Raw genomic sequence first — 23,109 nt, 5'->3', positions numbered from 1 at the left:
ACTGCACCCGGAGCAGTTCGAGGCGGCCTGCGCCAGGGCCGGCCAGCCACTCACGCTGCGGCGCCACGCCGGCTACGACCATGGCTATTACTTCATCTCGACCTTCATGGCCGATCACATCATGCATCACGCACATGTTCTGTATGCGTGATGAGTTTTTTACTTAGGAGCGCATTGCAATGAGATTGTACGACTTCGAATTATCCGGCAGCTGCTACAAAATCCGGCTGCTGCTCAATATGCTTGACCTGAAATGCGAGTTGAAAAACGTCGATTTCGTCAACAAGGAGCACAAGAGCGATGCATACCTGGCGTTGAATCCGTTTGGCGAAATCCCGATTTTCGAGGACGGCGACCTGCGGCTGCGCGACGCCCAGGCGATCCTGGTCTATCTGGCCAAGAAATACGATACCAGCGGGCAATGGTTTCCGGATGACGCCGCGTCGATGGGGCGGATCGCCCAATGGCTCTCGACCGGCGGCGGTGAAATCATGAATGCCGCGGGCGCGCGTCTGGTAAAAATCCTCAACTATCCGCTGGATCTCGAAAAACTGCAGGCCGGCGCGCATCGCGTGTTCAAGATCATGAACGCGCATCTGGCCGATCGCCAATGGCTGGAACTGGGCCATCCGACGATCGCCGACATCGCATGCTTTCCCTACACCGCGATGGCGGGCGAGGGAGGCATCGATCTGACACCTTATCCGCATATCCTGGCCTGGATCGGACGCGTCAAGCGCTTGCCCGGATTCATTCCGATGCCGGGCGTGCCCGCGCCGTGACACGCCGCGGAGTCGATGCGGTCCGCGCGCGCCGTGGCGTCAACTACATCGCGGCAGCGCCGGTCGCCGGCGCCACCCCCGCCTGAATCGGCGCATAGTCGCCATGGCCATCCGGCCATGGCGTCAGGATCTCGAAACCGTCCTGCGTGACCACTACCATGTGTTCCCATTGGGCTGACAGCGAGCGGTCTTTCGTTACGACGGTCCAGCCGTCGGCGAGCTCCTTCGTTTCGGGGCGACCTGCGTTGACCATCGGCTCGATCGTGAAAATCATGCCGGGCGCGAGCGTCAGGCCGGTGCCGGAACGTCCGTAGTGGAGCACCTGGGGCTCGTCGTGGTAGATCCGACCGATACCGTGGCCGCAGTATTCCCGCACTATGCTGAAGCCTTCGCGCTCGGCGACACTCTGGATCGCATGGCCGACGTCGCCAAGCGTCGCGCCTGGGTGCACTGCCTGAATGCCGGCTCGCATCGCCTCGTAGGTGGTCTGCACCAGATGCCTGGCATGCGCGTTGGGCTGGCCCGCGAAATACATGCGGCTGCTGTCGCCGTACCAACCGTCCTTGATGACGGCCACGTCGATATTGATGATGTCGCCGTCGGCCAGACGCCGGCCGGACGGAATACCGTGGCAAATCACCTCGTTGACCGACGCGCAGATGGTTTTCGGATAGCCGTGATAGCCGATATTGGCCGGTGTGGCGCGCTGCACGTTGACGATGAAATCGTGACAGAGCCGATCCAATTCGTCGGTCGTGACCCCGGGCGCGACGTGCGCCGCAATCATTTCCAGCACTTCGGCGGCCAGTGCGCCAGCCTGGCGCGCCATGGCGATTTCCTCGGCGCTGCGGAGCTTGATGCGTCGCTTGCCGCGCATCATACGGCCCCCACCAGACGCCGGCGCGTGGCGGCTGAGGGGGGGCTCGCCTCGGTCGCGTCGGCCCGCATCAGCAGTTGGCAGATCTCGCTGTAGCTCAAAGTTGGATGAAGTTCGGCCAGCATGCCGATCCGCAGCCAGTGTTCGGCCTGCGCGTTGACCGAGCGGCTCAGCGCGGTGCTGGCGTGACGCAGCGCGTCATGCATCTGGTCAGAGATTTTAACGATGCCCATGAGATCGGGAATATACGATTGGTTACGTTTCGTATATTAACAGAGTTGAGCGGCGATTGTCGCCGGCAGCCGCCGTGGCGCACGCTCAGGCGGGTTTGCGAAGATCGGCGAAGCTGATCAAAGTTGCCCCGCAGGCGCGCGCCAGCGCCGCGTCGTAGCAGGAGAAAAATACCGTGCAGTCCCGGCCCAGCGTTTTGAACAGGTCGACCAGCACCGCCTTTGCCGCGGCATCGAGTCCGCCGGTCGGTTCGTCGGCGATGACCACGGCCGGCGAACCCAGTGCGGCCGCGCTCAAATACAGTTTCTTGCGAGTGCCGAGCGACATTTGCTCGAAGCGTTTGTCGAGATGGGGCGCGAGCCCGAAGCGATCGGTGAGTTCGAGCGTTCGCTGGTCGAGCGCGGTGTGTCGGTCGGCCGCCACTCGTTCGAGGAATGCGCGGCCGCTCAGCTGCGGGTATTCAAGGCAATCGTCGGGCATATACGCGAGCACCGATCTGGCCAGCTGCGGCGCGCCGCGCAGCGAGTGGCCGCCCAGCCATACCTCGCCTGCATCGGCCTCGATGGCGCCGGCAAGGATGCCGAGCAGGGTGGATTTGCCGCTGCCCATCTCGTCGTCGAGCGCTACGCAGCCGGCGCTCATGTCATAGCGAAGTCCCTCGAAGAGCATGTGCGTGTCGTAGCGTTTGCAGAGATTGTCGAATCGAAGCATGGGAGACGGCGAGTGATGAATGGCGTGGCGGGCCGTTGTGCAAAGCCTGCGGCAAGTTTAGCAGCATGCGCCTCCCGAGCCCACGGCATGCGTGCGCCGCGCTTGCTACACAGTTCGACGTCGCGCGCGTGCGGGCATCGTCATCGCAGCCACTCCCGCAACGGTGCATGCCAATCCCAGCCAGGCCGACGAAGCGAGAGACTCACCAAGAAACACCACGCTGATCGCTACGCCGATGGGTACGCGCAGATAGGCCTGCGCGGTGGTTCCGACCGAGCCGAGCGTCTTGACCAGCCGGAAGTAGATGACGAATGCCAGCGCGGTCGAACAAACGGACAGCGCCAGCAACGCCAGGCATGAGCGCGCGCACGGATGGAGCGTCCACGGATGATCGATCGCCAGGCTCAGAGGTGTCAGCAACGCGACTGCCGTCACCAGCGAGCCGGCCGCCGGCGCGACCGCCGGTAACCCCTTGAAGTTTCGACCATAGATCGCCGCGCCGGCATAGCAAACGGTAGCCGCCACGATGGCCAGTTGTGGCATCAGTTGCCGCCCCAGGCCGCTCAACGCGCTGCCGCCCACCACGCAGGCGATCCCGGCGAGACCGGCGGCCACGCCAAACAACTTGCGCGGTGAAACCGCTTCATGGCGCGTGACGAGCCACGTACCGGCAAATGCAAAAACCGGCGAAGTCGAATTCAGGATGGTTGCCAAGCCGGCATCGACCGAACGCTCGGCCCATGCAATGAGCGTAAACGGCACCACGCTGTTTAGCAGCGCCTGTATAAAAAAACGGCGCCAGACAGCGGCCTCGCGCGGCATCGCAACACCCCGGCAGCGCATCCAGACCAGCAGCACGGTGCCGGCGATGAGCGTGCGCGCGGCCATGAGGGTGAACGGCGGGATCGTAGCCACGGCGATCCGAATGAACGTATAGGATGCGCCCCATAGCGTCGAGAGCAACAACAACAGGAGCAGATCCGCGCCGGCTCGGGCATCGTGCGGCGGTTGGGGCGGATGAGGGTGCATTGGCGGCTCCGGTCGGCAAGCAATCGCACAGGGTGCGGTGCGCATGTGCCTGCATTATCGGAATCCGATCGGCCATGGTGATTCAGGCGGCGCTGAAACGTGGATGCAAGACGACTGCGGCGATGCGCGCATTATTCCCGCCATATGCCTTGCCGATGGGTACGCACGAGAAATTGCCGAAGCGGTTTGCCAGGGAAGGCCCGGCCGGCGCAGATACGGTATGCTTGCCGCTCTCTCGAATCACACCAGGCCTTTGCGCGATGTCCGATTTTCCCTTTGATGCCGTACTCTTCGACTGCGACGGCGTGCTCGTCGATTCCGAACCCATCACCAACCGCGTGCTCGCCGAGATGCTCGGCGAGCTGGGCTGGCAGGTCAGCGTCGAGCAGGTCATGCGGATTTTCACCGGCAAGGCGGTCAAGGACGAGCGCGCGCTGATCGAGGCACGCACCGGCATGGCGCTTACGCCTGAATGGCTGGCGGCGTTTCGCGAGCGGCGCAATGAGGCAATCGAGCACGAGCTGATTGAAATACCGGGCGCGCCGTTGGCCGTGAGAGCGCTGCATGACGCACTCGATGGCCGTATCGCCGTGGCCTCGGGGGCCGACCGGCGAAAGGTGGAGCTGCAACTGGCAAAAGTGGGGATACTCGATTGCTTCGAAGGCCGGATCTTCAGCGGGCATGAAATGCCGCGCAGCAAACCACATCCGGATGTCTATCTGGCAGCCGCCGGAGCTTTGGCTGCCGATCCCAGGCGGTGCGCGGTGATCGAGGACACGGTCACCGGCGCGCGCGCCGGCGTGGCGGCCGGCGCGACGGTGTTCGGCTACAGCCCGAACGATGCCGGCCACAGCAGCCCGGCGGCCTTGCGCGCGGCCGGCGTCACCCACGTGTTTCGCGAGATGGGGCAACTGCCGGCGCTGCTGGCGGCGTGGTCCGGCGCGCAACTTGCCGCTCGGCGCTTCGCATCATAGCGCGGCGTAAATCGCTGCCTGCAGGTCCTCGGTAAAGCGGCTCGACATGCCGGTCATTGCCGTGTTGGTCATAACCGTCACGGCCAGCGAGCGCCCGGGGTCGACGAACCAGTGATGCCCGTAGACGCCGCCCCATCTCCAGGTGCCGTTCGAGCGACGCTCGCCTGCCAGATCGCGATTGAGCAAGACTGCGCCGCCAAAGCCGAATCCCCACGACCGCGTCGGTTCCACGTCGATGCGCAGCGGACCGATCTGGTTTTGCATCATGGCCCGGGCCGACTCCCGCTGCAATATCGGGCCGCCGCCATTGGCGATTGCCAGCAAAAACCGCATGAAATCCGGTGCGCTGCCGGCCATGCCGGCTCCGCCGGAGGCATACGAGCGACTGTGGAAAATGCGCGATGGCGCGAAGCGGATGCCTGCCAGGCCTTCAATAAACGTGACTTCGTGCAGGTCCGCCATGCGCGGCGGCGGCGTGCCGTCGGCATAGGGCGTGGCCAGACGCTCGGCGTCGCGCACCGTGAATGCGGTGTCGTGCATGTGCAGCGGGTCACACACATAACGCCGCACCAGTGCCGGCAAAGTTTGGCCGGCAGCGCGTGCCAGCACTTCGCCGAGCACGTCCAGGCCGACCGAATAACGCCAGACCGTACCCGGCGCGAAGCTCAGCGGCACCGCAGCCAGCCTGCGTAACTGTTCGTCGATGCCCAGCCCCGCGTCGGCGAGGCCGTCGGAGACCCGGGCAACGTGATACGGCCCTCCGGTCGTCTGGAAGAAGCCGTAGTCGAGTCCGGCCGTATGCGTGAGCAACTGCCGCAGGGTGATGGTCGCGGCTTTGCCATCGGCGGTGCGCAACCGGAGACTGGGCAACCAGCGCTGCAATGTGTCGTCCAGGTGGATCACGCCGCGTTCGACCAACGCCAGTGCGGTGGCCGATACGATCGGTTTGGTCAGCGACGACAACCGAAAAATCGCATCCTCGCGCATTGGCCGCCGAGCTTCCCGGTCGAGCCAGCCGGCCGCGCGCTGATGCACGATCTGCCCGTCACGAGCGATCAGTACTACGGCGCCGACGATCTGTTGGCTGGAAAGCGCGTCGCGCAGCACGGCGTTGGCCTGGGGAAAGAGACTTTCATCCGCAATGGGGCGTTGGTTCATGCGTGAACTCCTATCAGGAATGAATCGGGAACGACACGGCTGGCGCATCGTGCGCCTGGCTGCCGCGCGAAGGCGCACCAGCTTCCTCCGGCAGCTCGCGATGCAGTGCAAAGCCACTGCGGCCGGGACTCAGGTCGGGCTTTAGCGTCAACGCCGGAATCAGGTAATCGCCGTGGTTCTGGCGACGGTACGGAATCGGTGCCGTATGCGATACGGCGTCCAGTCGCACGCCGAGGGCCTGCAGCGTGGCATCAAGACGCTGCGCATCCATCGAGCCGGTCTTGTGGATGACGAACGGCGGCAGCACGGCGAAACCCGGATAGAACAGCATGCCGTGCTGGATCGGGAACAGCAGATCGTCGATCGGCCCGTTGATGCCGCGCTCGCTGTAGTGCTCGGCCCAGCCGCCGGTGGTCACCACCAGCATCGCGCGCTTGCCCAGCAAGGCGCCCTCGCCGTAGCGATCGCCCCAGTGCGCCGCCGAATGCTCGCCCACGCCATAACCGAAGCCATACGCGTAGACGCGGTCGAACCAGCCCTTGAGAATCGCCGGCATCGAAAACCACCACATCGGAAACTGAAAAATCGCCAAGTCCGCCCAGCGCAACTTTTCTTGTTCGGCCGCGACGTCGCCGGTCTGTGTGCCGGCGGCAAATGCCTGCTTGGACGCCTTGCCGGGGTTGAAGGGTTCGCCGGCTTCCCGCTGGGGAAAATCTTCGGTGTCGAGTACCGCCTTCCAGCGCATTGCATGAAGGTCGCTCACCTGCACCGTGTGACCTGCCGCACGCAGTCGGGCAACCGTGAAATCGCGCAATGTGCCGTTCAGTGAGCGCGGTTCGGGATGGGCATAGACAAGCAGTACGTTCATGACATCGGGTCCTGGAAGAGAGGGATGTCACCAAGATAACGGTCACAGGCGCATAATTGAAATGAATAGACCCAATGGTAGGTATAGTGATGCGTAATATCCGCAATATCGATCTGGATTTGCTGGTGACGCTGGAGGCCCTGCTCACCGAGGGAAACGTCACGCGCGTGGCGCGTCGGCTTCACCTGAGCCAGCCGACGGTGAGCGTGCGACTGAGCAAGCTGCGGCACCTGTTCGATGACCCGCTGCTGGTGCCCGGCCTGCGCGGCATGCAGCCGACCGCGCGCGGGCTCGAACTGCTGGCGCCGCTGCGCGATGCGCTGAGCGGTGTCGAGCGAATGCTCAGCGCGCAAACGCCGTTCGATCCGGCGCGCACCGAGATGACCTGGCGCGTGGCGGCGTCGGACTATGGCCAGTGCGCGATCGTGATTCCGCTATTGGCGCGTTTGCGCCGCCTGGCGCCCGGCATTCGCGTTGCCGTGCACACGCTGGTACCAGGAGAAATTGCGCATCTCGCCGAGCGGGGCGATATCGACGCCGCATTCATGACGAGCTATACAGTGCCGCAGAACTTGCGCGGCCGGGTGCTGTTTGCCGAGCGCTATCAGTTCATCGCGCGCAAGCGTCACCCGCAATTGCGCGGGCCGTTGACGCTGGCGCAGTTCTGCGCACTCGATCACGTGCTGGTGTCGCCCGACGGCGGAGGTTTCAACGGACCGACCGATGTCCTGCTCGAGGCTCGCGGGCGCCGGCGCCGCGTGGTGCTGTCGGTGCCGCACTTTCTGATTCAGATCGAATCGGTGCGCCATTCCGACATGGTGGCGATGCTGCCCGCGCGCCTGCTCGACGGACGTATGCAGGGCCTGCAAACGTGTGATCCGCCGGTGCAGCCGCCCGGCTTCGAAATCGCGATGGCCTGGCACGAGCGCGTGCACGCCGACCCGGCGCATGCCTGGCTGCGCGAGCAGGTGGTCCAGGCGGTATCGTAGGCCGGACGGCGCGGGGTATGTGCTGTTGCCAGGCGTCAGCCGGCCTTGCGACCCTGCCGATCGAGTTCGGCGAATTCGGCATCGTCGAGCATGAGGCCGGCGCCGGCGACGTTCTCGACGAGGTGCTGCACGCTGCCGGTGCCGGGAATCGGCAGCATCACTTTGGCGCGCTTGAGCAGCCACGCCAGCGCGACCGCGCCGGCCTTTACCCCGTGCCGCTCGGCGATCCGGCTGAGCACGCTGCCCGGCTTGGCAAGGTCGCCGGCGGCCAGCGGGTACCAGGGAATAAAGCCGATACCGTGCCGTTCGCAATAATCGAGCACTGCCTCGCTCGTGCGGTCGACCAGGTTGTAGCGGTTTTGCACCGTCACGACTGGAAAGAATTTTTGGGCTGCCTCGATGTCGGCCACGCTCACTTCGCTCAGACCGACGTGGCGAATCAGCCCTTCGCGCTGCATTTGCGCAATCACGCCGAATTGCTCGTCGCGCGGCACCTTCGGATCGATGCGGTGCAACTGCCACAGGTCGATGCATTCGAGGCGGAGCCGTCGCAGGCTCATCAGCACACATTGACGCAGATATTCCGGCCGGCCCAGCGGCGCCCAGATGTCGGGGCCATGGCGCGTGAGACCGCCCTTGGTGGCGATCACCAGTCCGGCGTAGGGGTGCAGCACTTCGCGGATCAGATCCTCGCTGACAAAGGGGCCATAACTGTCGGCCGTATCGATGAAATTGATGCCTAGCTCCGGCAGGCGCGCAAGCGTGGCGCGCGCGGCCGCCGGGTCGGCCGGCTCGCCCCAGATACCTTTGCCGGTGATGCGCATCGCGCCATAGCCCAGCCGGTTGACGAGCAGGTCGCCGCCGATCTTGAATTGGCCGGAGGCGGCCGCCGAAACAGATTGCGACATGGTGTTGTCCTCGTTGTGATGGGAAGATTATCGGTGGAGGCGGTTGGTCGTCGACGCATCGGACCAACCGATATTGGACAAAGGATTTTACGCGCCCGCTCCGATTCCTGCAGAGCGGGCCGCCTTTGGTTCTTCGGACCGCGGCGTCCAGCCACCGCCCAGCGCACGGAACGCGGCAACGGCTGCACGGGCCTGATCGGCATGGGCCTGCGTCAGCGCGTCGCGGGCGATGATAACTCGCCGAGTTTCATTAAGTACTGCGATCAAATTGACCTTGCCGGCTCGATATTCCTCTTGCGTCGCGGCCTTGGCCTGTGTCCGCGCTGCGACCAGCTGGCGCAGGGCAGTCGTTTGCGCTTGCGATTGAACATAGGTGGCAATCGCATCCTCGACGTCTTCGGTCGCTCGCAACATCGCCTGCCGATAGCGCGCCAGTGCCTCGGCGTTGGCGCCGCGAGCTCGCGCGACTTCGTCATCGATGCGGCCGAAGTCGAACAGTCGCCAATGCAGACCCACGAGCGCGCTCGGCTGGAACTCGGCGGCGGTGAGCAGGGCGCCGCCGCCGAGGCTTTCGAAGCCGAGCAGCCCGGCCAGCGACACCTTCGGATAGTACTCGCTGAGCGCCGCGCCGATCCGGGCATTCGAGGCCGCCAGACGGCGCTCCGCGGCGATGACGTCCGGCCGGCGGCGCAACAATTGGCGCGGCCCGTCGCCGGTGTCGATTGCCGGAATCGCGTAGCGTGTCGGTGCTTGCGCGAGCTCGGGGGCGATGGTGCCGGGCGGCTCGCCCATCAGCACATCCAGGCGATTGAATTGACGCTGCAGCGCGCTTTGCAGCGGCGGTAGGCTGGCCCGTGTCCGAGCCAACTGAGCCTGGGCATGGGCCAGTAGGCGTCGGGTTGCAACGCCGTCGGTCACGCGCTGGCGCACCAGCGCGAGCAGGCGGGCATCGGTTGCGGTCTCGGCTTGGGCCAGGGTGATGCGGCTTTGCAAGCCGCGCGCCTGAAAGTACGCATCGGCGGCCTCCGCTGACACGCTAACGCGCACGCCGTCATGCATCGCCGAGGCCGCCTGGGCCTCTGCGCGCTCGGCCTGGGCGGTGCGTCGCAAACCTCCGGCTAGGTCGAGTTCCCAACTGGCGCCGATGTCGAGGTTCGTCAGTGTTTGGTTGCGCTCATAGCCGGGTAGCGAGCTGGCGATCTTGCCCAGCGGACTGTCGAGCGACTGATGCTGGCGCGCTGCGCTGCCGTCGAGATCCACCTGCGGCAGGTCTTGCACGCCAGCTTCGTGGGCAATGGCGCGCGCCTCGGCCACGCGGGCCTCGGCTGCGGCCAGATCGAGATTTTGCTTCAGCACGCGCCGGATAATGGCCACCAGGGCCGGATCCTGGAAGCCGGTCCACCAGGTGTCGAGCGGCGGCGCCTGGCGCTGGCCGTCGACGGCGGTCAATGCGGCCTGGTCGTGGTAAATGGTTGCCGAGGTAAGGCGCGGCGCGGTGTAGTGCGGGCCGACCGCGCATCCGGTCAGCAAAGTCACCAGACCGATGAGGAGCCGCCTGCGATGGTTGGAAAAATGGAGTCTCATCGTGATTCGCCTCAATGGCTGTCGACTGCCGGCGTCTTGGGCGGAGCCACCTTGCGCAGGAATGGCACCAACGCGGTAGCGATCGCGAAAGCCGCCATGATCGCGCTGAAGGCATCGGCATAGGCCATCGTCGCGGCTTCCCGATACGCGATGTCGTGCAGCATTTTCAAGGCTGCCGCATGGCCGGCCTGGGCCGAACCGAGGACGGCCCCCAGGTGCTGGTCCAGGCTGGCCAACAGTGTGTTCATGGCCTGATTGGCAGGGGTCAGGGTCGAGGCGATGTCGAGAAAATGCAGATTGGTGCGATTGTTCAGGATCGCGCCGCAAATGGCGATGCCCACTGCGCCCCCAAGGTTGCGCATCATATTGAACAAGCCGCTGGCGTATTTCAGGCGCGCAGGCGGCAAGCTGCCCAGCCCAAGCAACACGCTCGGAGCCACCGCGAATACCTGCGGGAAGCCGCGCAGGATTTGCGGAATCAACAATTCCCTCGCGCCCCAACTGTGGGTGATCTGACTGAAACTCCACATCGATAGGCCAAAGCACGCCATGCCGAAAAACATCAGCCAACGCAGGTCGACGCGACGGCTCAGTGCCACATAGACCGGCACGCCCGCGAGCGACGCAACGCCGAGCGAGAACAGCGCAATGCCGGTCTGCCACGCGCTCAGTCCGCGCACATAGCCGAGGAACAGCGGCGTCAGGTAAATCGTTGCGAAAATGCCGATGCCGGTGATGAACGACAAGATGCAGCCAAGCAGAAAATTGCGGTTGCCCAGCGCGCGCAGGTCGACTACCGGATGTTCCACCGTCAGGCTGCGAATCACGAACAGCACGCCGCCGACCAGCGAGATTGCCGCGCAGTGCCGGATCGTCGCATCGTCGAACCAGTTCCAGCGCGCGCCTTCCTCGAGAACGTATTCGAGCGTTCCCAGGAAAATTGCCAGCAGCGCGATGCCGGGGTAGTCGGCTCCCTTGAGCAACGACGGGGCGGGCGTGTCGATATCGACCAGCGTCGCCACGCCGGCGGCCACCAGCAGGCCGGGCACCAGATTGACGTAGAACAGCCAGTGCCAGTCCAGGGTGTCGGTGATCCAGCCGCCGATAATCGGACCGAGCGTGGGCGCCACCGAGGCGATGGTGCCAATCACGGCAGCCGCGAACATGCGGCGCTGGCCCTGGAAGTAGTGGAACGACGAAGTAAATACGGTTGGAATCATCGAGGCGCCCAGCAGACCCTGCAGCGCGCGGAACACGATCATGCTCTGGATGTTCCAGGCCAGGCCGCACAGCATGCTGGCGGCGGTGAAACCGAGCGCCGAGGCGGTAAACAGCCAGCGCGTGGACAGCACACGCGTGAGCCAGCCCGAGAGCGGAATGACGATGATCTCGGCGATCAAGTAGGCGGTCTGCACCCAGCCGATCTGGTCTTGCGCTGCCGACAGCCCACCACCGATGTCTTGCAGTGACGACGCGACGATCTGGATGTCAAGCAGCGCGATGAACATGCCAACGCACATGATCGCGAAGGGCAGGACAGGTGCATGCGCCTCGGCGCTCGCGTGGCCTGCCGGGCCGGTCATTGGACGCTCCCGGCCATCCGCGCGCCGCGTGTATCGACCGATACCGAGGTGGACAGACCTGGGCGCAACGCGCCGAGCACGGCCGCATTGCCATCGAGTGCGATGCGCACCGGGACGCGTTGCACGATCTTGGTGAAGTTGCCGGTCGCGTTTTGCGGCGGGATCACACTAAAGACGGCCCCGGTGGCTGGCGACAGGCTTTGCACGTGGCCGCGCAACGTGGTACCCGGCAGCACGTCGGCCACCACGTCGACCGGGTCGCCAGGTTTGATGTCGTGCAACTGATCTTCCTTGAAGTTGGCGTCCACCCATAGCCCCCGTGACGGCACGATCGATAACAGAGGTGTGCCGGCGCTCACATACGTGCCCGGATGTGCTGAGCGGTCTGCCACGTAGCCGTCCACTGGCGCGCGCAACTCGGTATAACCGAGGTCGAGCCGGGCAGTCGCCAGGCTCGCGTCGGCTTGCGCCAGCGCGGCCTGAGCTTCGGCGATCTGCGTGCCGGTGACGGCGAGTCGCTCGTCGGCCGCGCGTACGCCAGCTTCGGCCGCGGCGATCTCCGCGTGGGCGGTCCGCGCTGCCGCAACGGCTCGTTCGGCGTCCTGCTGGGTGCCTGCATGGGTCTGCGCCAAGCGCCGGTAGCGCTGGGCGTCGAGGCTGGCGAAATGAGCTTTGGCTTGTTCGGCGGCCAGCTCGGCTTGCGCCTGGCGGATCAACGCTTGTTCGAGGGCTTGTTGAGCGTGCAGGCGGCCGAGGGCGGCCGCACGCCGCTGCACACCCGCCTGCGCGGCTGCCTGTGCGGCCTGGTAGTCATGGGCGTCGAGCCGCACCAATGGTGTTCCGGCACGCACGAATTGATTGTCGCGCACGAGAATTTGCGCCACATAGCCGGCCACGTGCGGGCTGATTTGCGTGACGTTGCCGCCGACGTAGGCGTCGTCGGTGCGCTCGACAAAGCGGCCCACGGTCCACCAGCGAATGACGAACAGCACGGCGACGACGGTCAGGGTCGCGGCAAGTGCCAGCGCAATCCAGCGCTTGCGGCCATAAGTGCGCCGTTGCCCGCCGGCCGCCGCCGCTGGTTGCGCGTTGCTTGTTATTTGCTGACTCACGGCATGGGCTCCATCGACATTCGATTGTATGTTGATTGTCATATAAAAGATAATATGATCGTTAACATATTAAAGTCAACGGATTTTTTAGAAAGAGCTGGCGCTTTATTGGAATTTTAGTATGATGCTTATCATGTCAAGAAAGGCGCAATCATGCGATACGATGCAGAGCACAAACAAAATACTCGTCGCAAACTGCTGAAAGCGGCGGCCGATGCTATTCGCGCCGAAGGGCCTCACCGCGTTGCGGTGGCTGGCGTGATGGCCAAGGCTGGTCTCACGCACGGCGGGTTTTATGCGCACTTCGGCTCGAAAGACGAGCTGGTGGTCGCTGCCATTGGCCAAATGTTCGAGGAGAGCCGAGAGCGTCTGCTGCATGAGACGCAAGACAGGCGGCCGCGTGACGGACTAATTGCTTATATCGATTTCTATCTGTCGCGTATGCATCGCGATGCCAAAGGCGTCGGCTGTCCGTTGGCGGCGCTGACTTGCGACCTGCCGCGCATGAATGCGGCTGCGCGCGAGCAATTCGCCGTCGGCATGCGGGAGTTGAGCGCGATGCTGGTCGATCGACTCAGGCAAGCTGGCGTGACCGACAGCAAGTTGCAAGGCGACTCGATGCTGGCCGAACTCGTCGGAGCGCTTTCACTGGCTCGTGCCGAGCCGGACCCGAAGCGCTCCGACGCCTTGCTCGCGCATAGCCGGCGCGCACTCAAACGTCGTTTCAATCTCAGCGCCAACGCCGCGGAGCAGAGCGAATAAGCCTGGTTGCGCCGGGCGCGTTCGCATGCGGCGCAAGCGCGTTGTCGAGGTATGGGCCGATTCACCGAGGAGTACGATGATGAATGACGCTGCAACCATCAATGCCCACTATGGCGCGCAGGCGCTGCCGGATCGGGTCGCGCAGGCGCTGCGGGAGGCCGGCTTCGGCGACGGCCGGCTGACATGGCGCGAGCTCGCACCGCTCGATCAGTTTCACGTGCGCGGCCTGGCCGCCACCCAGGAACTGGCCGGCGCGCTCGCGCTGCAGCCGGGGTCCACGGTGCTCGATGTGGGGTGCGGGCTGGGCGGCGCGGCGCGGTTTCTCGCCGCCAATTTTGACGTGCACGTCACGGGCATCGATTTGTGCGAGCCATTCATCGAGATTGCCGAGCAACTCTCGGCGCGCGCCGGACTCGGCGACCGGGTTGCCTTCGAGCGGGCCGATGCGCTGGCCCTGCCGTTCGACGATGCGCAATTCGACGCGGCCTGGACCCAGCATGTGGCCATGAATATCAGCGACCGCGCCGGGCTGTATGGCGAAATACGCCGGGTCCTCAAGCCCGGCGGCGCCTTCGCGATCTATGACGTGGTGCAGGGCGAGAACGAGGACGCGCCGCTGACCTTTCCGGTGCCGTGGGCGCGCGAGCCGCAGAACAGCTTTCTGCTGGCGCCTGCGGCCATGCGCGCGGTGCTCGAAGCCAGCGGATTCGATATCGTCTCGTGGCGCGACACGGCCGACGCGGCGCTTGCCTGGCTGGCCGCGCAAGCGGCGCCGGCCGCGGCCTCGAATGCACCGCCGCCGCTGGGCATCCACGTCGTGATGGGGCCCGGGTTCGGCGCCATGGCGGCCAATCTGGCGAGCAATCTCAAGACCGGACGGGTCGGGTTGGCGCAGGTGATCGCGCGGGCTCGATAAGCCGAGGGACTCGGGGCGCGCGCGGCTACTTCACGGCAAACAGGGTCAGGTCCATCAGCAGCCTGAAGGTCAGGCCAAGCAGCACGGCCGCGCCCACGCCGGTGCACCAGAGCCCGATGAACCACAGCCAGCCCCGCGCGGTTTGCCGCGCGGGCGAGGCGGGCGCCGCGTTTTCAGTGGTAGTGGTGTTGGTCGTCATGCCGCACCTTGCCGCGAAAAACCCAGTAACCCATGGTCGTGTACCCGAGGATGACCGGCAAAATGACCGCCGCGCCGACCAGCGTGAACATCTGGCTCGAACGCGGCGCGGCGGCTTCCCATAGCGTCAGGCTCGCGGGGATCGCGAACGGCCACAGGCTGGCCAGCAATCCGGCGTAACCGATCAGCACGATACCCAGCGCAAGCGCGAACGGCGTGATGTGGTGCCGGCCGCGCAGCGCCCGATACATCGCGCCGGCGCACACGGCCACCAGCAGCGGCGCTGGCAACAGGCGGTAAAGCCAGGCGGTGTCGAACCAGCGTTGGGCGATATGCGGGTCCTGCAGCGGCGTCCACACGCTGATGGCCGCGATGAACCCAAGCAGGACGACCGTCAATGGCCACGCCAGCCGGTGCAGGCGTCGCTGGAGATCCCCCTCGGTCTTGGCCACCAGCCAGCAGCAGCCCAGCAGCGCATAGGTTGCGGCCAGGCCCAGGCCGGTGAAGACCGCGAACGGCGTGAGCCATTCGAAGGCGCCGCCGGCGAAGCGGCCATCGGCCATCGGGATGCCCTGCAGGAACGCACCCAGCGCGACACCCTGAAAAAAGGCCGCGCCCGTCGAGCCGCCAATGAATGCCAAATCCCACATCGGCTTGGTGCGATTGGCCTTGGCGCGGATCTCGAACGACACGCCGCGAAAGATCAGGCACACGAGCATAAAGATCAGCGGCAGGTACAGCGCCGAGAGCACGGTCGAATACACCACCGGAAATACCGCGAACAATCCCGCGCCGCCAAGCACCAGCCACGTCTCGTTGCCGTCCCACACCGGCGCTACCGTGTTCATCATCAGGTCGCGTTCGCGGGCATCGGGAAACAGCGGAAACAGGATGCCGATGCCCAGATCGAAACCATCGAGCACGACGTACATGAACAGGCCCAGTGCGATAATGCCGGCCCATATGACAGTCACATTCATTGTTGCCTCGCTATTCGAAAAGTCTCACGCATCGGCCAGCCGGCCGGTCTGTGCTCGCCCACTGGGCAGATTGCCCAATGCATGCGGCTGCGCCTGACCCGGCAGCGCGGGTCCGGAGCGCATCAGCTTGAGCAGGTAATAGACGCCAGTGCCGAATACCAGAAAGTAGACAATCACAAAAATCATCAGGGACAGCCCGACCTGCTGCGTGGTGAGGGGCGAGACGGCCTGCGAGGTTCGCATCACGCCGTACACGACCCACGGCTGGCGACCGGCTTCCGTGGTGACCCAGCCGGCCAGCAGCGAGACGAATCCGGCCGGGCCCATGACGAGCACGAACTTGTGAAACAGACGCGCTTCATATAGCCGGTGACGACGGCGCAGCACCCATGCCAGCACCGACATCGCGATCATGAGCAACCCGAATCCGACCATGATGCGAAAACTCCAGAACACGACCGTCGAGTCGGGTCGATCGGCGGCCGGGAAATCCTTCAGGCCGCGAACGGCGCCGTCCCAGCTGTGCGTGAGCAACAGGCTGCCGAGGTGCGGAATCGAGATGGCATAGCGCGTCGTTTCAGCCTTCATGTCGGGAATACCGAACAGGTTGAGCGCGGTGCCATTGTGTTCGGTGTTCCACAGGCCTTCGATCGCGGCAATCTTGGCTGGCTGGTACTTGAGCGTGTTCAGGCCATGCTGGTCGCCCACGAGTGCCTGAATTGGCGTGAGGATCAGCAGCAGCCAAAGCGCCATCGAGAACATTTTGGTGACGGCCGGATCACGGCGCCCCTTGAGCAGGTGCCAGGCGCCCGTGGCGGCGACCACCAATCCCGCTACGATGAAGGCCGCCAGCGCCATATGCGCGAGCCGGTACGGAAACGACGGATTGAAAATGATCTTGAACCAGTCGACCGGCACGACATGGCCGTCGGCCACCTTGAAGCCTTGCGGCGTTTGCATCCAGCTGTTCGAGGCCAGAATCCAGAAGGTGGAAATCAACGTACCGAGCGCCACCGTCAGCGTCGCGCCAAAATGCGCGCGGGCGCTGACGCGGTGCCAGCCGAACAGCATGATGCCCAGAAAGCCGGCCTCGAGGAAAAATGCGGTCATGACCTCGTACATCAGCAGCGGGCCGGTAATCGGGCCGGCGAAGCTGGAAAAGCCCGACCAGTTGGTGCCGAACTGATAGCTCATCACCACGCCGGAGACCACGCCCATCGCAAAGGCCACGGCAAAGATCTTCGACCAGAACAGGCAAAGCGTTTTGTAATAGGCCTTGCCGGTCTTGAGCCAACGCCATTCGAGCACGGCGATGAAACTGGCCAGGCCGATGCTCAGCGCCGGGAATACGATGTGGAACGAAACGGTGAAAGCGAACTGGATGCGTGCCAGGTCGAAAGCGGATAGGGCGGGGGCCATGGTTGTTCGACTGCGAAAAAAAGCGTTGCGCGGGGACTGTTGTCGGCGCGCTCTGCGCGAGGCAGACGAAGTAAGCGTAGGACAATGCCCGCCGTATTGCTACGGTGCAGCGTGCGTCAAAAGGACGCGGCGGTTATCGGGATAATCTTTGCTCAAGATCAATAAACCGTTGATATTTATTGGACTTATAGGACAATTCCGATTGCCTCTGAAGCTATCGAACGACGAGGGAGTGCGGCAATACGCCGCGCTGCAACATGGCTTCATTCGGCGCCTGCGTCATCCATGCGATGAAAAAGCGCACGGCCTATCACCTTGCATAAAAAAGATTCTATAAAATCAATGCGCCATTGAAAAGATTCTATAAAATAATACATATCTTGCTGTGCTTGGCATCATAGTTATATTATAGAATCATTTAATGTATAAATTGATTTTATGTCATTAATCTCTCAATGCCGGGCGTTACGGGAGCACCGTCGGATGAGTCTGGCCGAGGTCGGGCGCCTGCTCGGCATGGCGGTGCCGAATGTGTCGGCCATCTTGCTGGGCAAGAAGGATAGCCGGGCCTCAACGCTCGAGGCGCTGGCCTCGTCGCTCAATGCCGAGTGGGTGCTGGTTCCCAACGAGCATGTGGCGGAAGTCCGGCAGGTGCTGGCCGGCAAGGGCGGCGGGGCGGACCGCACGGCCCGCGGCGCGGTCGACATTTTCCTGGCGGGCGAGCATGAGTGAGGCGCTTCACCCGCGCTATCTGGAGGTATGGCTTTATGGCCGTCTGTGCGGTCATTTGTGCGAGGCCGGCGGCAATGTGCGTTTCGTGCCGTCCGAAGCGTTTCGCGCCGATCCGCAGCGGCCGACGCTGAGCCTGTCGATCTCGGTGCCGACCGAAGCGGGCCGCCGCGCCACCGCGGAGGTGTTCGACAACCCGTTCCATCCGGCGCTCTACAACACCGGCCATGCGCTGCCGCCGTATTTCGCGGGGTTACTGCCCGAGGGCGAGTTGCGCAAGCGGCTCGAACTCACGCGCCACAACCCCGGCGACAGGGACGATTTCGGCGTCCTGGCCTCAGCCGGCGAAGATTTGCCGGGCGCGGTGGTGGTGGTGCCGGCCGATCTCGACGCCTTGCCGGCGGCGGTGCGCGCGTATGGCGTGACCGGTGGCGCCGACAATCTCGAAGTCTGTGTCGTCGAGGGGGCCACCCAGGGCGCGGCGTCCGTCTCGGGGGTGCAAAACAAGCTGGCCCTGTCGACCGCCGAGCAGGGCCGTCGCTATACCCTGCCGTCGCGCGGCCGGCTCTCCGATGTGATCGCCAAGCTGCCAGCCAGGGGCGACGACTCGCAAATCATCAACGAGTCGATTTGCATGCGGCTGGCCGCTGCCGCTGGCGTCGACGTCGCGCCGAACACGGTGCTGCCGCTCTCGACGATCGAGGTCGATGGCCTCGCCGCGTCGCTGGGTGAAAATTTGCGCTACCTCGCGGTCGACCGCTTCGATCGCACGCCGAGCGCCCGCGTCCACGCGGAGGATGCCTGCCAGGTGCTGGGGCGCATGCCGGCGGCCAAGTATGCCGGGCCTGATGCCTACGTGCAGTTCGTTGCCGTGCTGTACCGGCTCAGCCAGAGCGGCGTCGAACATGTCCGTCAGTTTTTTCTGCGGCAGGCGGTCAATGCGCTGATCGGCAACAGCGACGCTCACCTGAAGAATTTCTCGGTGGTGTACCCCAACGGGCGCTTGCCGGCATTGTCGCCCGCCTACGACATCGTCTGTGTGGCGGCGCTACCTGGTTTCGCGGCATATGGCCAGAACGTCGCGATCGATCGCCTGCAACGCGAGGAGACCCTGGCGACCTACGGGCAGATCGCCGAGCAGGCCGGCGTGCCGCGGCGTATCGCCACGGCGGCTGTCAGGGACGCGGTGGCGCAGGCGCGCGCGCATTGGCCGCGCTTGCTCGACGAACTGGATGCACCGCCCGCGCTGCGCTCGGTGATCGGCCATCGTCTGGCAAGCCTGCCGCTGGCCAGGGAGGTCAGGCCGCGCGCCTAGCGCAGCCCGCGTCGGACCGGCACGCCGTTCGGACACCACCTTAGGAGATATCGCACCGGTATCCAAACGAGGTACACTGCCGTATCGCGCGCTGCGCGCACTCCCGACCCTACCCGCGGAGACATGCCACCCAGGAAAACCATCGAGCCGCATGCGGCATGTGATGCAAATTGATCGACTCAAAAGTTTGACGACTCCCTGTCCGACGATAGTCTCAATGTCGAACCCAAGAAGAAGGGAGCAACGGGGCCAATCCAGTGCGAAAGTTCTCAACACGCTGGTTCAGGGGATTGCGGGTAAGGTTGCTGCTGCTGGTGGTGTTGGCAGCGGTGCCTGCCATTGCGCTGCTTACCTATAACGCCTCGCGCGAGCGCGATGACTTGGGTCGCGCCGAGCAGGCCGAGGCGATCCGGATGGTCCAGCTGGCGGCCGACTATCACGGGTGGCTGGTCAACAGCACCAAGGAGGTGCTCTCCTCGATGGCCGCGACACCCGTGGTCGCTAACCGCAACTGGCCGCGCTGTTCGGCCTTCATGAGCCAGTTTATCGCCAAAAACCCGCGCTACAGCAACATGGGGGTCGCCTCGATCTCGGGCGAGATTCTGTGTAGCGCCCTGCCTGTCAAGCCAAATGTCAACCTCAGGGATCGCGCTTACTTTCAGCGCGCGCTGCGCGCCAAGGATTTCGCCATTGGCGAATACCAGATCGGGCGGGTCACCGGCTTGCCCAGCGTCGGCATCGGCTACCCATTGGTCGATGCGCAGGGCCGGGTAACGGCAATCGTGTATGCGGCGTTACGGCTGTCGTCGCTGCAGTCCACGGTCGATGCCCTGCCGCCCGGGCGCGAGGCGCTGCTGCTGATGTTCGACCGCAATGGCCAACTGCTCGCCAAATACGCGACGCAGACGCAGCCCGCCGTGCCGGCGCCGGTCAGCGCAGAGGTGTTCCACCGCAGTCTTGAACACCTGAGCGGCACTGTCGATGAAAAACTCGCCGGCGAGCAATGGATTTTCAGCTACGCAGCCGCCGGCTTGCCGGATGACCCGCATGGCTTGACGATCGCGCTCGGCTATCCGGTGAGTCGGCTGGTGGGCGCCGCCCAGGCGCGCTATCGCGGTAACGTTGCCGGCCTGATCGGGGTGGTGCTGGCCGCGTTGCTGGCGGGCTGGCTGGGTGCCGAAGCCTTCGTGCTCAAGCAGATCAAGGAGCTGGCCGGCGCGATGGGCAAGTTCGCGGCGGGGGATTTCAAGTCGCGCGCGCGCAACGCCGAATCACACGACGAGCTGGGCCGGCTGGCCCGGGATTTCAACCAGATGGCCGACCAGATCGAATCGCAGATGGAGCGGTTGCAATCGATCTCGTCGCGCCTGAGCGCGCAGAACCGCATCCTGCAACTCGTCAGCGCCGGCAAGCCGAACTCGACGATCTTCCAGGAGATCGTCGAGTTCGCGCAGACTTATATCCCCGGCGCGGTCTGTTCGATCATGCTGCTCGACACGCAGGGCAGGCGCCTGACGCACGCCGCAGCCTCGGCGTTGCCGCCCGATTACATGGCGGCCATCGACGGCGTGGCGATCGGGCCCAACGTCGGCTCCTGCGGCACCAGCGCCTACACGGGCCAACTCGTGGTCGCGGCCGATATCGATGCCGACCCGCGCTGGGCCGACTACAAGGCGCTGGCGCTGCGTCATGGCCTGCGCGCGTGCTGGTCGACACCCATCTTCGCTTCGACCAACCGCGTGCTCGGCACGCTTGCGGTCTATTACCGGGAGGTGCGCCGCCCCGCGCTGCAGGAGCTCGAGCTGGTCGAGCTGGCCGGCGGACTCGCGGCGATCGCGATCGAGCAGACTCAGGCCAAGCGCGCCCTGGTCGAGTCGGAACATGAGTACCGGTATCTATTCGAGCGCAATCCGAATCCGATGTGGATCCACGACGCCGAAACCCGCAAAATTCTCGCCGTCAACGATGCGGCTATTCTGGGCTACGGCTTCACCCGCGAGGAGTTCCTGACGCTGTCGCTGGCCGACATTCAGCAATTGCCCGTCGACGACGAGGCGGGTGCGGTTGAACCTCAGGACAACGCATCCTACATCGATCGGGGGATCTGGCGCCACCGAAAGAAATCCGGCGAGTGCATCGACGTGCGGGTCAAGACGTTCCGCATCCGTTTCCAGCAGCGCGACGCGCAATTGCTGCTATTGCAGGACGTGACGTCGACCCGGCGGGCGATCGCCGCGCTGGCCGAACGGGACCGGCAACTCGAACTGTTGCTCGAGTCGACCGCCGAGGCGATTTACGGGATCGACACGGCAGGGCGATGCACCTTTGTCAATCGCGCCTGCATCACACTGCTCGGCTTCGAGCGCGAGGAGGAACTGCTGGGTAAGTCGATGCACGACCTGGTGCATCACACGCGCGTCGACGGCAGCGGCTATCCGCGCGAGGATTGTCCGATCTGCCGGACTTCGCTGCAGCCGACGCCGGCGCATAAGGATGACGAAGTGTTCTGGCGCCGCGACGGCGCGGCCATACCGGTCGAATACTGGTCATACCCGATGCGCCAGGACGGCGCGCTGGTCGGCGCGGTGGTCACTTTCTTCGATATCACCGAGCGCAAGGCACAGCGGGCTGCATTGCAGCATCAGGCCACGCATGACGCGCTCACCGGCCTGCCGAACCGCGCATTGCTGGCCGAGGCGGCCAGGCGCGCGATCGAGGCGGACAGCCAGTATGGGCGCGTGAGCGCGCTGATGCTGATGGATCTCGACCGTTTCAAGGAAGTCAACGACACCCTCGGTCACCAGGCCGGCGACCAATTGCTGGCCAAGCTGGCCGAGCGGCTCGTGAGTCTGCAACGCCCCGGCGACATCGTAGTGCGCCTGGGCGGCGACGAATTCGCCTTTATCGTCACCGGCGCCGAGAACGTGCCGGCGCTCCAGCAAATCGCCCACGATTTGCTCGGCTATGTGCGACAGCCGTTCGACATCCAGGGCGCGCGCCTGCAGATTGACGCGAGCATCGGCATTGCGATTGCCGGCCTGCATGGCAACGACGCAGGCAGCCTGCTGCGCTGCGCCGACGTGGCCATGTACGCCGCCAAGCAGGAGGGACGCGGTGTGTCGGTCTACGAGCGCAGCAAGGACCCCAACTCGCAGGAGCGCCTGGCGCTGACTTCCGATGTCAAGCTGGCCCTGGCGCAGAACCAGTTCGAGTTGTTTTTCCAGCCCAAGGTCGATCTTGGCACGGGGCGCATCGTCGGGGCCGAGGCGTTGCTGCGCTGGCGGCACCCGACGCGCGGCCTGATACTGCCGGGCGAATTTATTCAGTTCGTCGAGCTTGGCGACATGATTCATCCGCTCACGCGGTGGGTGGCCCGCGAGGCGGCCCTGGCGTGCCGCAGCATGCAGCAGCGCGGTTGCGAAATCTCGGTGTGCATCAATGTTTCGACCCGAAATCTGCTCGACGAGGATTTCCCGCAGGCGCTGCATGCCATTCTCGACGAAGTGGGGTTGGCGCCGTGCCACCTCGAACTGGAAGTCACCGAGAGCGCGATCATGCTCGATCCGCTGCGCTCGCGCGATGTGCTGGAGCGAATCCGCGCCGGCGGCATCAAGGTATCGATCGACGATTTTGGCACCGGCTATTCATCGTTGGGCTATCTGCAGGCGCTGGGTGTGGACGGCATCAAGATCGACCAGAGCTTCGTGCGCCGCATGTTCGATTCGCCGGGCGACATGACGATCGTCAAGTCGATCGTCAGTCTGGCGCAGAACCTTGGCTGCGAGGTGATCGCCGAGGGCATCGAAGACCGCCGCACGCTCGAGATGCTACGCCTGATCGGGTGCGACATCGGGCAGGGTTATTATTTCGGCCGGCCGATGCCGCTGGCCGAACTGCTCGAGCGCATCAGCGCGACCGAACACTGGGGGCCCGACTAGCCGCGCCGCCACGTGGCAACGCTGGTTCAAGCAACGAATACAAATA

The 23,109-nt window shown here is 64.5% G+C and carries 21 protein-coding genes and 1 pseudogene; 9 read left to right on the top strand and 13 right to left on the bottom strand.

All coding sequences use genetic code 11. From position 1 onward, the window contains the following. Positions 1-151, top strand: a pseudogene (locus tag EPN80_RS02275) (S-formylglutathione hydrolase); the annotation flags it as partial. 28 nt (positions 152-179) lie between these two features. Next, positions 180-782 (top strand): glutathione S-transferase family protein, encoded by a 603-nt coding sequence (locus EPN80_RS02270; RefSeq protein ID WP_293023175.1) that lies wholly within the window; start codon positions 180-182, stop codon positions 780-782. A gap of 43 nt (positions 783-825) precedes the next feature. Here the strand turns inward: EPN80_RS02270 and map are convergent, their stop codons facing one another. The 4 genes from map to EPN80_RS02250 form a co-directional block, all read right to left on the bottom strand. Then, positions 826-1,662, bottom strand: a complete 837-nt coding sequence (gene map, locus EPN80_RS02265) for a type I methionyl aminopeptidase (protein WP_293023172.1) — start codon at positions 1,660-1,662, stop codon at positions 826-828. Then, positions 1,659-1,892 (bottom strand): ParD-like family protein, encoded by a 234-nt coding sequence (locus tag EPN80_RS02260; RefSeq protein WP_293023170.1) that lies wholly within the window; start codon positions 1,890-1,892, stop codon positions 1,659-1,661. Before EPN80_RS02260 ends, map begins: the two co-directional genes overlap by 4 nt. Before the next feature lie 85 nt (positions 1,893-1,977). Then, on the bottom strand, positions 1,978-2,601 hold the full coding sequence (locus EPN80_RS02255) for an ATP-binding cassette domain-containing protein (RefSeq protein WP_293023167.1): 624 nt from the start codon (positions 2,599-2,601) through the stop codon (positions 1,978-1,980). A 105-nt stretch (positions 2,602-2,706) separates the two neighbouring features. Further along, complete coding sequence (locus EPN80_RS02250) at positions 2,707-3,630, bottom strand: EamA family transporter (RefSeq protein ID WP_293023165.1); 924 nt, start codon at positions 3,628-3,630, stop codon at positions 2,707-2,709. A 260-nt stretch (positions 3,631-3,890) separates the two neighbouring features. Between EPN80_RS02250 and EPN80_RS02245 the strand changes: the two genes are divergently transcribed. Then, the gene (locus EPN80_RS02245; RefSeq protein ID WP_293023162.1) at positions 3,891-4,604 is read left to right on the top strand and encodes an HAD family phosphatase; all 714 of its coding nucleotides are present in this window, start codon (positions 3,891-3,893) and stop codon (positions 4,602-4,604) included. Here EPN80_RS02245 and EPN80_RS02240 read toward each other — a convergent pair. Continuing rightward, positions 4,599-5,762 (bottom strand): serine hydrolase, encoded by a 1,164-nt coding sequence (locus tag EPN80_RS02240; RefSeq protein WP_293023159.1) that lies wholly within the window; start codon positions 5,760-5,762, stop codon positions 4,599-4,601. The genes EPN80_RS02245 and EPN80_RS02240 overlap by 6 nt on opposite strands. A 13-nt stretch (positions 5,763-5,775) precedes the next feature. Further along, positions 5,776-6,630 (bottom strand): NAD(P)H-dependent oxidoreductase, encoded by an 855-nt coding sequence (locus EPN80_RS02235; RefSeq protein WP_293023156.1) that lies wholly within the window; start codon positions 6,628-6,630, stop codon positions 5,776-5,778. 89 nt (positions 6,631-6,719) lie between these two features. Between EPN80_RS02235 and EPN80_RS02230 the strand changes: the two genes are divergently transcribed. Continuing rightward, a complete protein-coding gene (locus tag EPN80_RS02230; protein ID WP_293023153.1) occupies positions 6,720-7,619 on the top strand; it encodes a LysR family transcriptional regulator in 900 nt (299 codons plus the stop codon). 35 nt (positions 7,620-7,654) lie between these two features. Here EPN80_RS02230 and EPN80_RS02225 read toward each other — a convergent pair whose 3' ends face one another. The 4 genes from EPN80_RS02225 to EPN80_RS02210 form a co-directional block, all read right to left on the bottom strand. Further along, positions 7,655-8,527 (bottom strand): aldo/keto reductase, encoded by an 873-nt coding sequence (locus tag EPN80_RS02225; RefSeq protein ID WP_293023151.1) that lies wholly within the window; start codon positions 8,525-8,527, stop codon positions 7,655-7,657. 87 nt (positions 8,528-8,614) lie between these two features. Continuing rightward, positions 8,615-10,111 (bottom strand): efflux transporter outer membrane subunit, encoded by a 1,497-nt coding sequence (locus tag EPN80_RS02220; RefSeq protein ID WP_293023149.1) that lies wholly within the window; start codon positions 10,109-10,111, stop codon positions 8,615-8,617. Between the two features lie 11 nt (positions 10,112-10,122). After that, positions 10,123-11,694, bottom strand: a complete 1,572-nt coding sequence (locus EPN80_RS02215) for a DHA2 family efflux MFS transporter permease subunit (RefSeq protein ID WP_293023147.1) — start codon at positions 11,692-11,694, stop codon at positions 10,123-10,125. Then, the gene (locus tag EPN80_RS02210; protein ID WP_293023144.1) at positions 11,691-12,806 is read right to left on the bottom strand and encodes an HlyD family secretion protein; all 1,116 of its coding nucleotides are present in this window, start codon (positions 12,804-12,806) and stop codon (positions 11,691-11,693) included. The genes EPN80_RS02215 and EPN80_RS02210 overlap by 4 nt, the downstream gene beginning before the upstream one ends. A 153-nt stretch (positions 12,807-12,959) precedes the next feature. Between EPN80_RS02210 and EPN80_RS02205 the strand changes: the two genes are divergently transcribed. Together EPN80_RS02205 and EPN80_RS02200 are read left to right on the top strand one after the other, a co-directional pair. Then, entirely contained in the window at positions 12,960-13,568 is a 609-nt protein-coding gene (locus EPN80_RS02205; protein WP_293023142.1) for a TetR/AcrR family transcriptional regulator, read from the top strand. Between the two features lie 79 nt (positions 13,569-13,647). After that, positions 13,648-14,484: a class I SAM-dependent methyltransferase gene (locus EPN80_RS02200; protein ID WP_293023140.1), complete on the top strand. Its 837-nt coding sequence runs from the start codon at positions 13,648-13,650 to the stop codon at positions 14,482-14,484. 25 nt (positions 14,485-14,509) lie between these two features. Here the strand turns inward: EPN80_RS02200 and EPN80_RS02195 are convergent, their stop codons facing one another. From EPN80_RS02195 to EPN80_RS02185, 3 genes are read right to left on the bottom strand one after another with little or no spacing between them, the layout of a single operon-like run. Beyond that, complete coding sequence (locus EPN80_RS02195; RefSeq protein WP_293023138.1) at positions 14,510-14,683, bottom strand: hypothetical protein; 174 nt, start codon at positions 14,681-14,683, stop codon at positions 14,510-14,512. Continuing rightward, positions 14,658-15,662 carry a cytochrome d ubiquinol oxidase subunit II gene (gene cydB / locus EPN80_RS02190; protein WP_293023136.1) on the bottom strand — a complete coding sequence of 335 codons (1,005 nt, stop codon included), beginning with the start codon at positions 15,660-15,662 and terminating at the stop codon, positions 14,658-14,660. The genes EPN80_RS02195 and cydB overlap by 26 nt, the downstream gene beginning before the upstream one ends. Positions 15,663-15,686: 24 nt before the next feature. Continuing rightward, complete coding sequence (locus tag EPN80_RS02185; RefSeq protein WP_293023134.1) at positions 15,687-17,081, bottom strand: cytochrome ubiquinol oxidase subunit I; 1,395 nt, start codon at positions 17,079-17,081, stop codon at positions 15,687-15,689. A 438-nt stretch (positions 17,082-17,519) separates the two neighbouring features. Here EPN80_RS02185 and EPN80_RS02180 point away from each other — a divergent pair, with 438 nt between their 5' ends. The 3 genes from EPN80_RS02180 to EPN80_RS02170 all read left to right on the top strand — a co-directional run bounded on the left by EPN80_RS02180 (position 17,520) and on the right by EPN80_RS02170 (position 23,063). Continuing rightward, entirely contained in the window at positions 17,520-17,813 is a 294-nt protein-coding gene (locus tag EPN80_RS02180; RefSeq protein ID WP_293023132.1) for a helix-turn-helix transcriptional regulator, read from the top strand. Next, complete coding sequence (locus EPN80_RS02175) at positions 17,806-19,125, top strand: HipA domain-containing protein (protein ID WP_293023130.1); 1,320 nt, start codon at positions 17,806-17,808, stop codon at positions 19,123-19,125. Before EPN80_RS02180 ends, EPN80_RS02175 begins: the two co-directional genes overlap by 8 nt. A 257-nt stretch (positions 19,126-19,382) precedes the next feature. Continuing rightward, a complete protein-coding gene (locus tag EPN80_RS02170; RefSeq protein WP_293023128.1) occupies positions 19,383-23,063 on the top strand; it encodes an EAL domain-containing protein in 3,681 nt (1,226 codons plus the stop codon). Positions 23,064-23,109: the final 46 nt, after the last annotated feature.

Origin of the sequence: Pandoraea sp., from assembly GCF_004297875.1 — a bacterium.
Taxonomy (GTDB): Bacteria; Pseudomonadota; Gammaproteobacteria; order Burkholderiales; family Burkholderiaceae; genus Pandoraea.
Note: the sequence above shows the minus strand (reverse complement) of the source record. Positions and strands in the feature narration are given on the sequence as shown.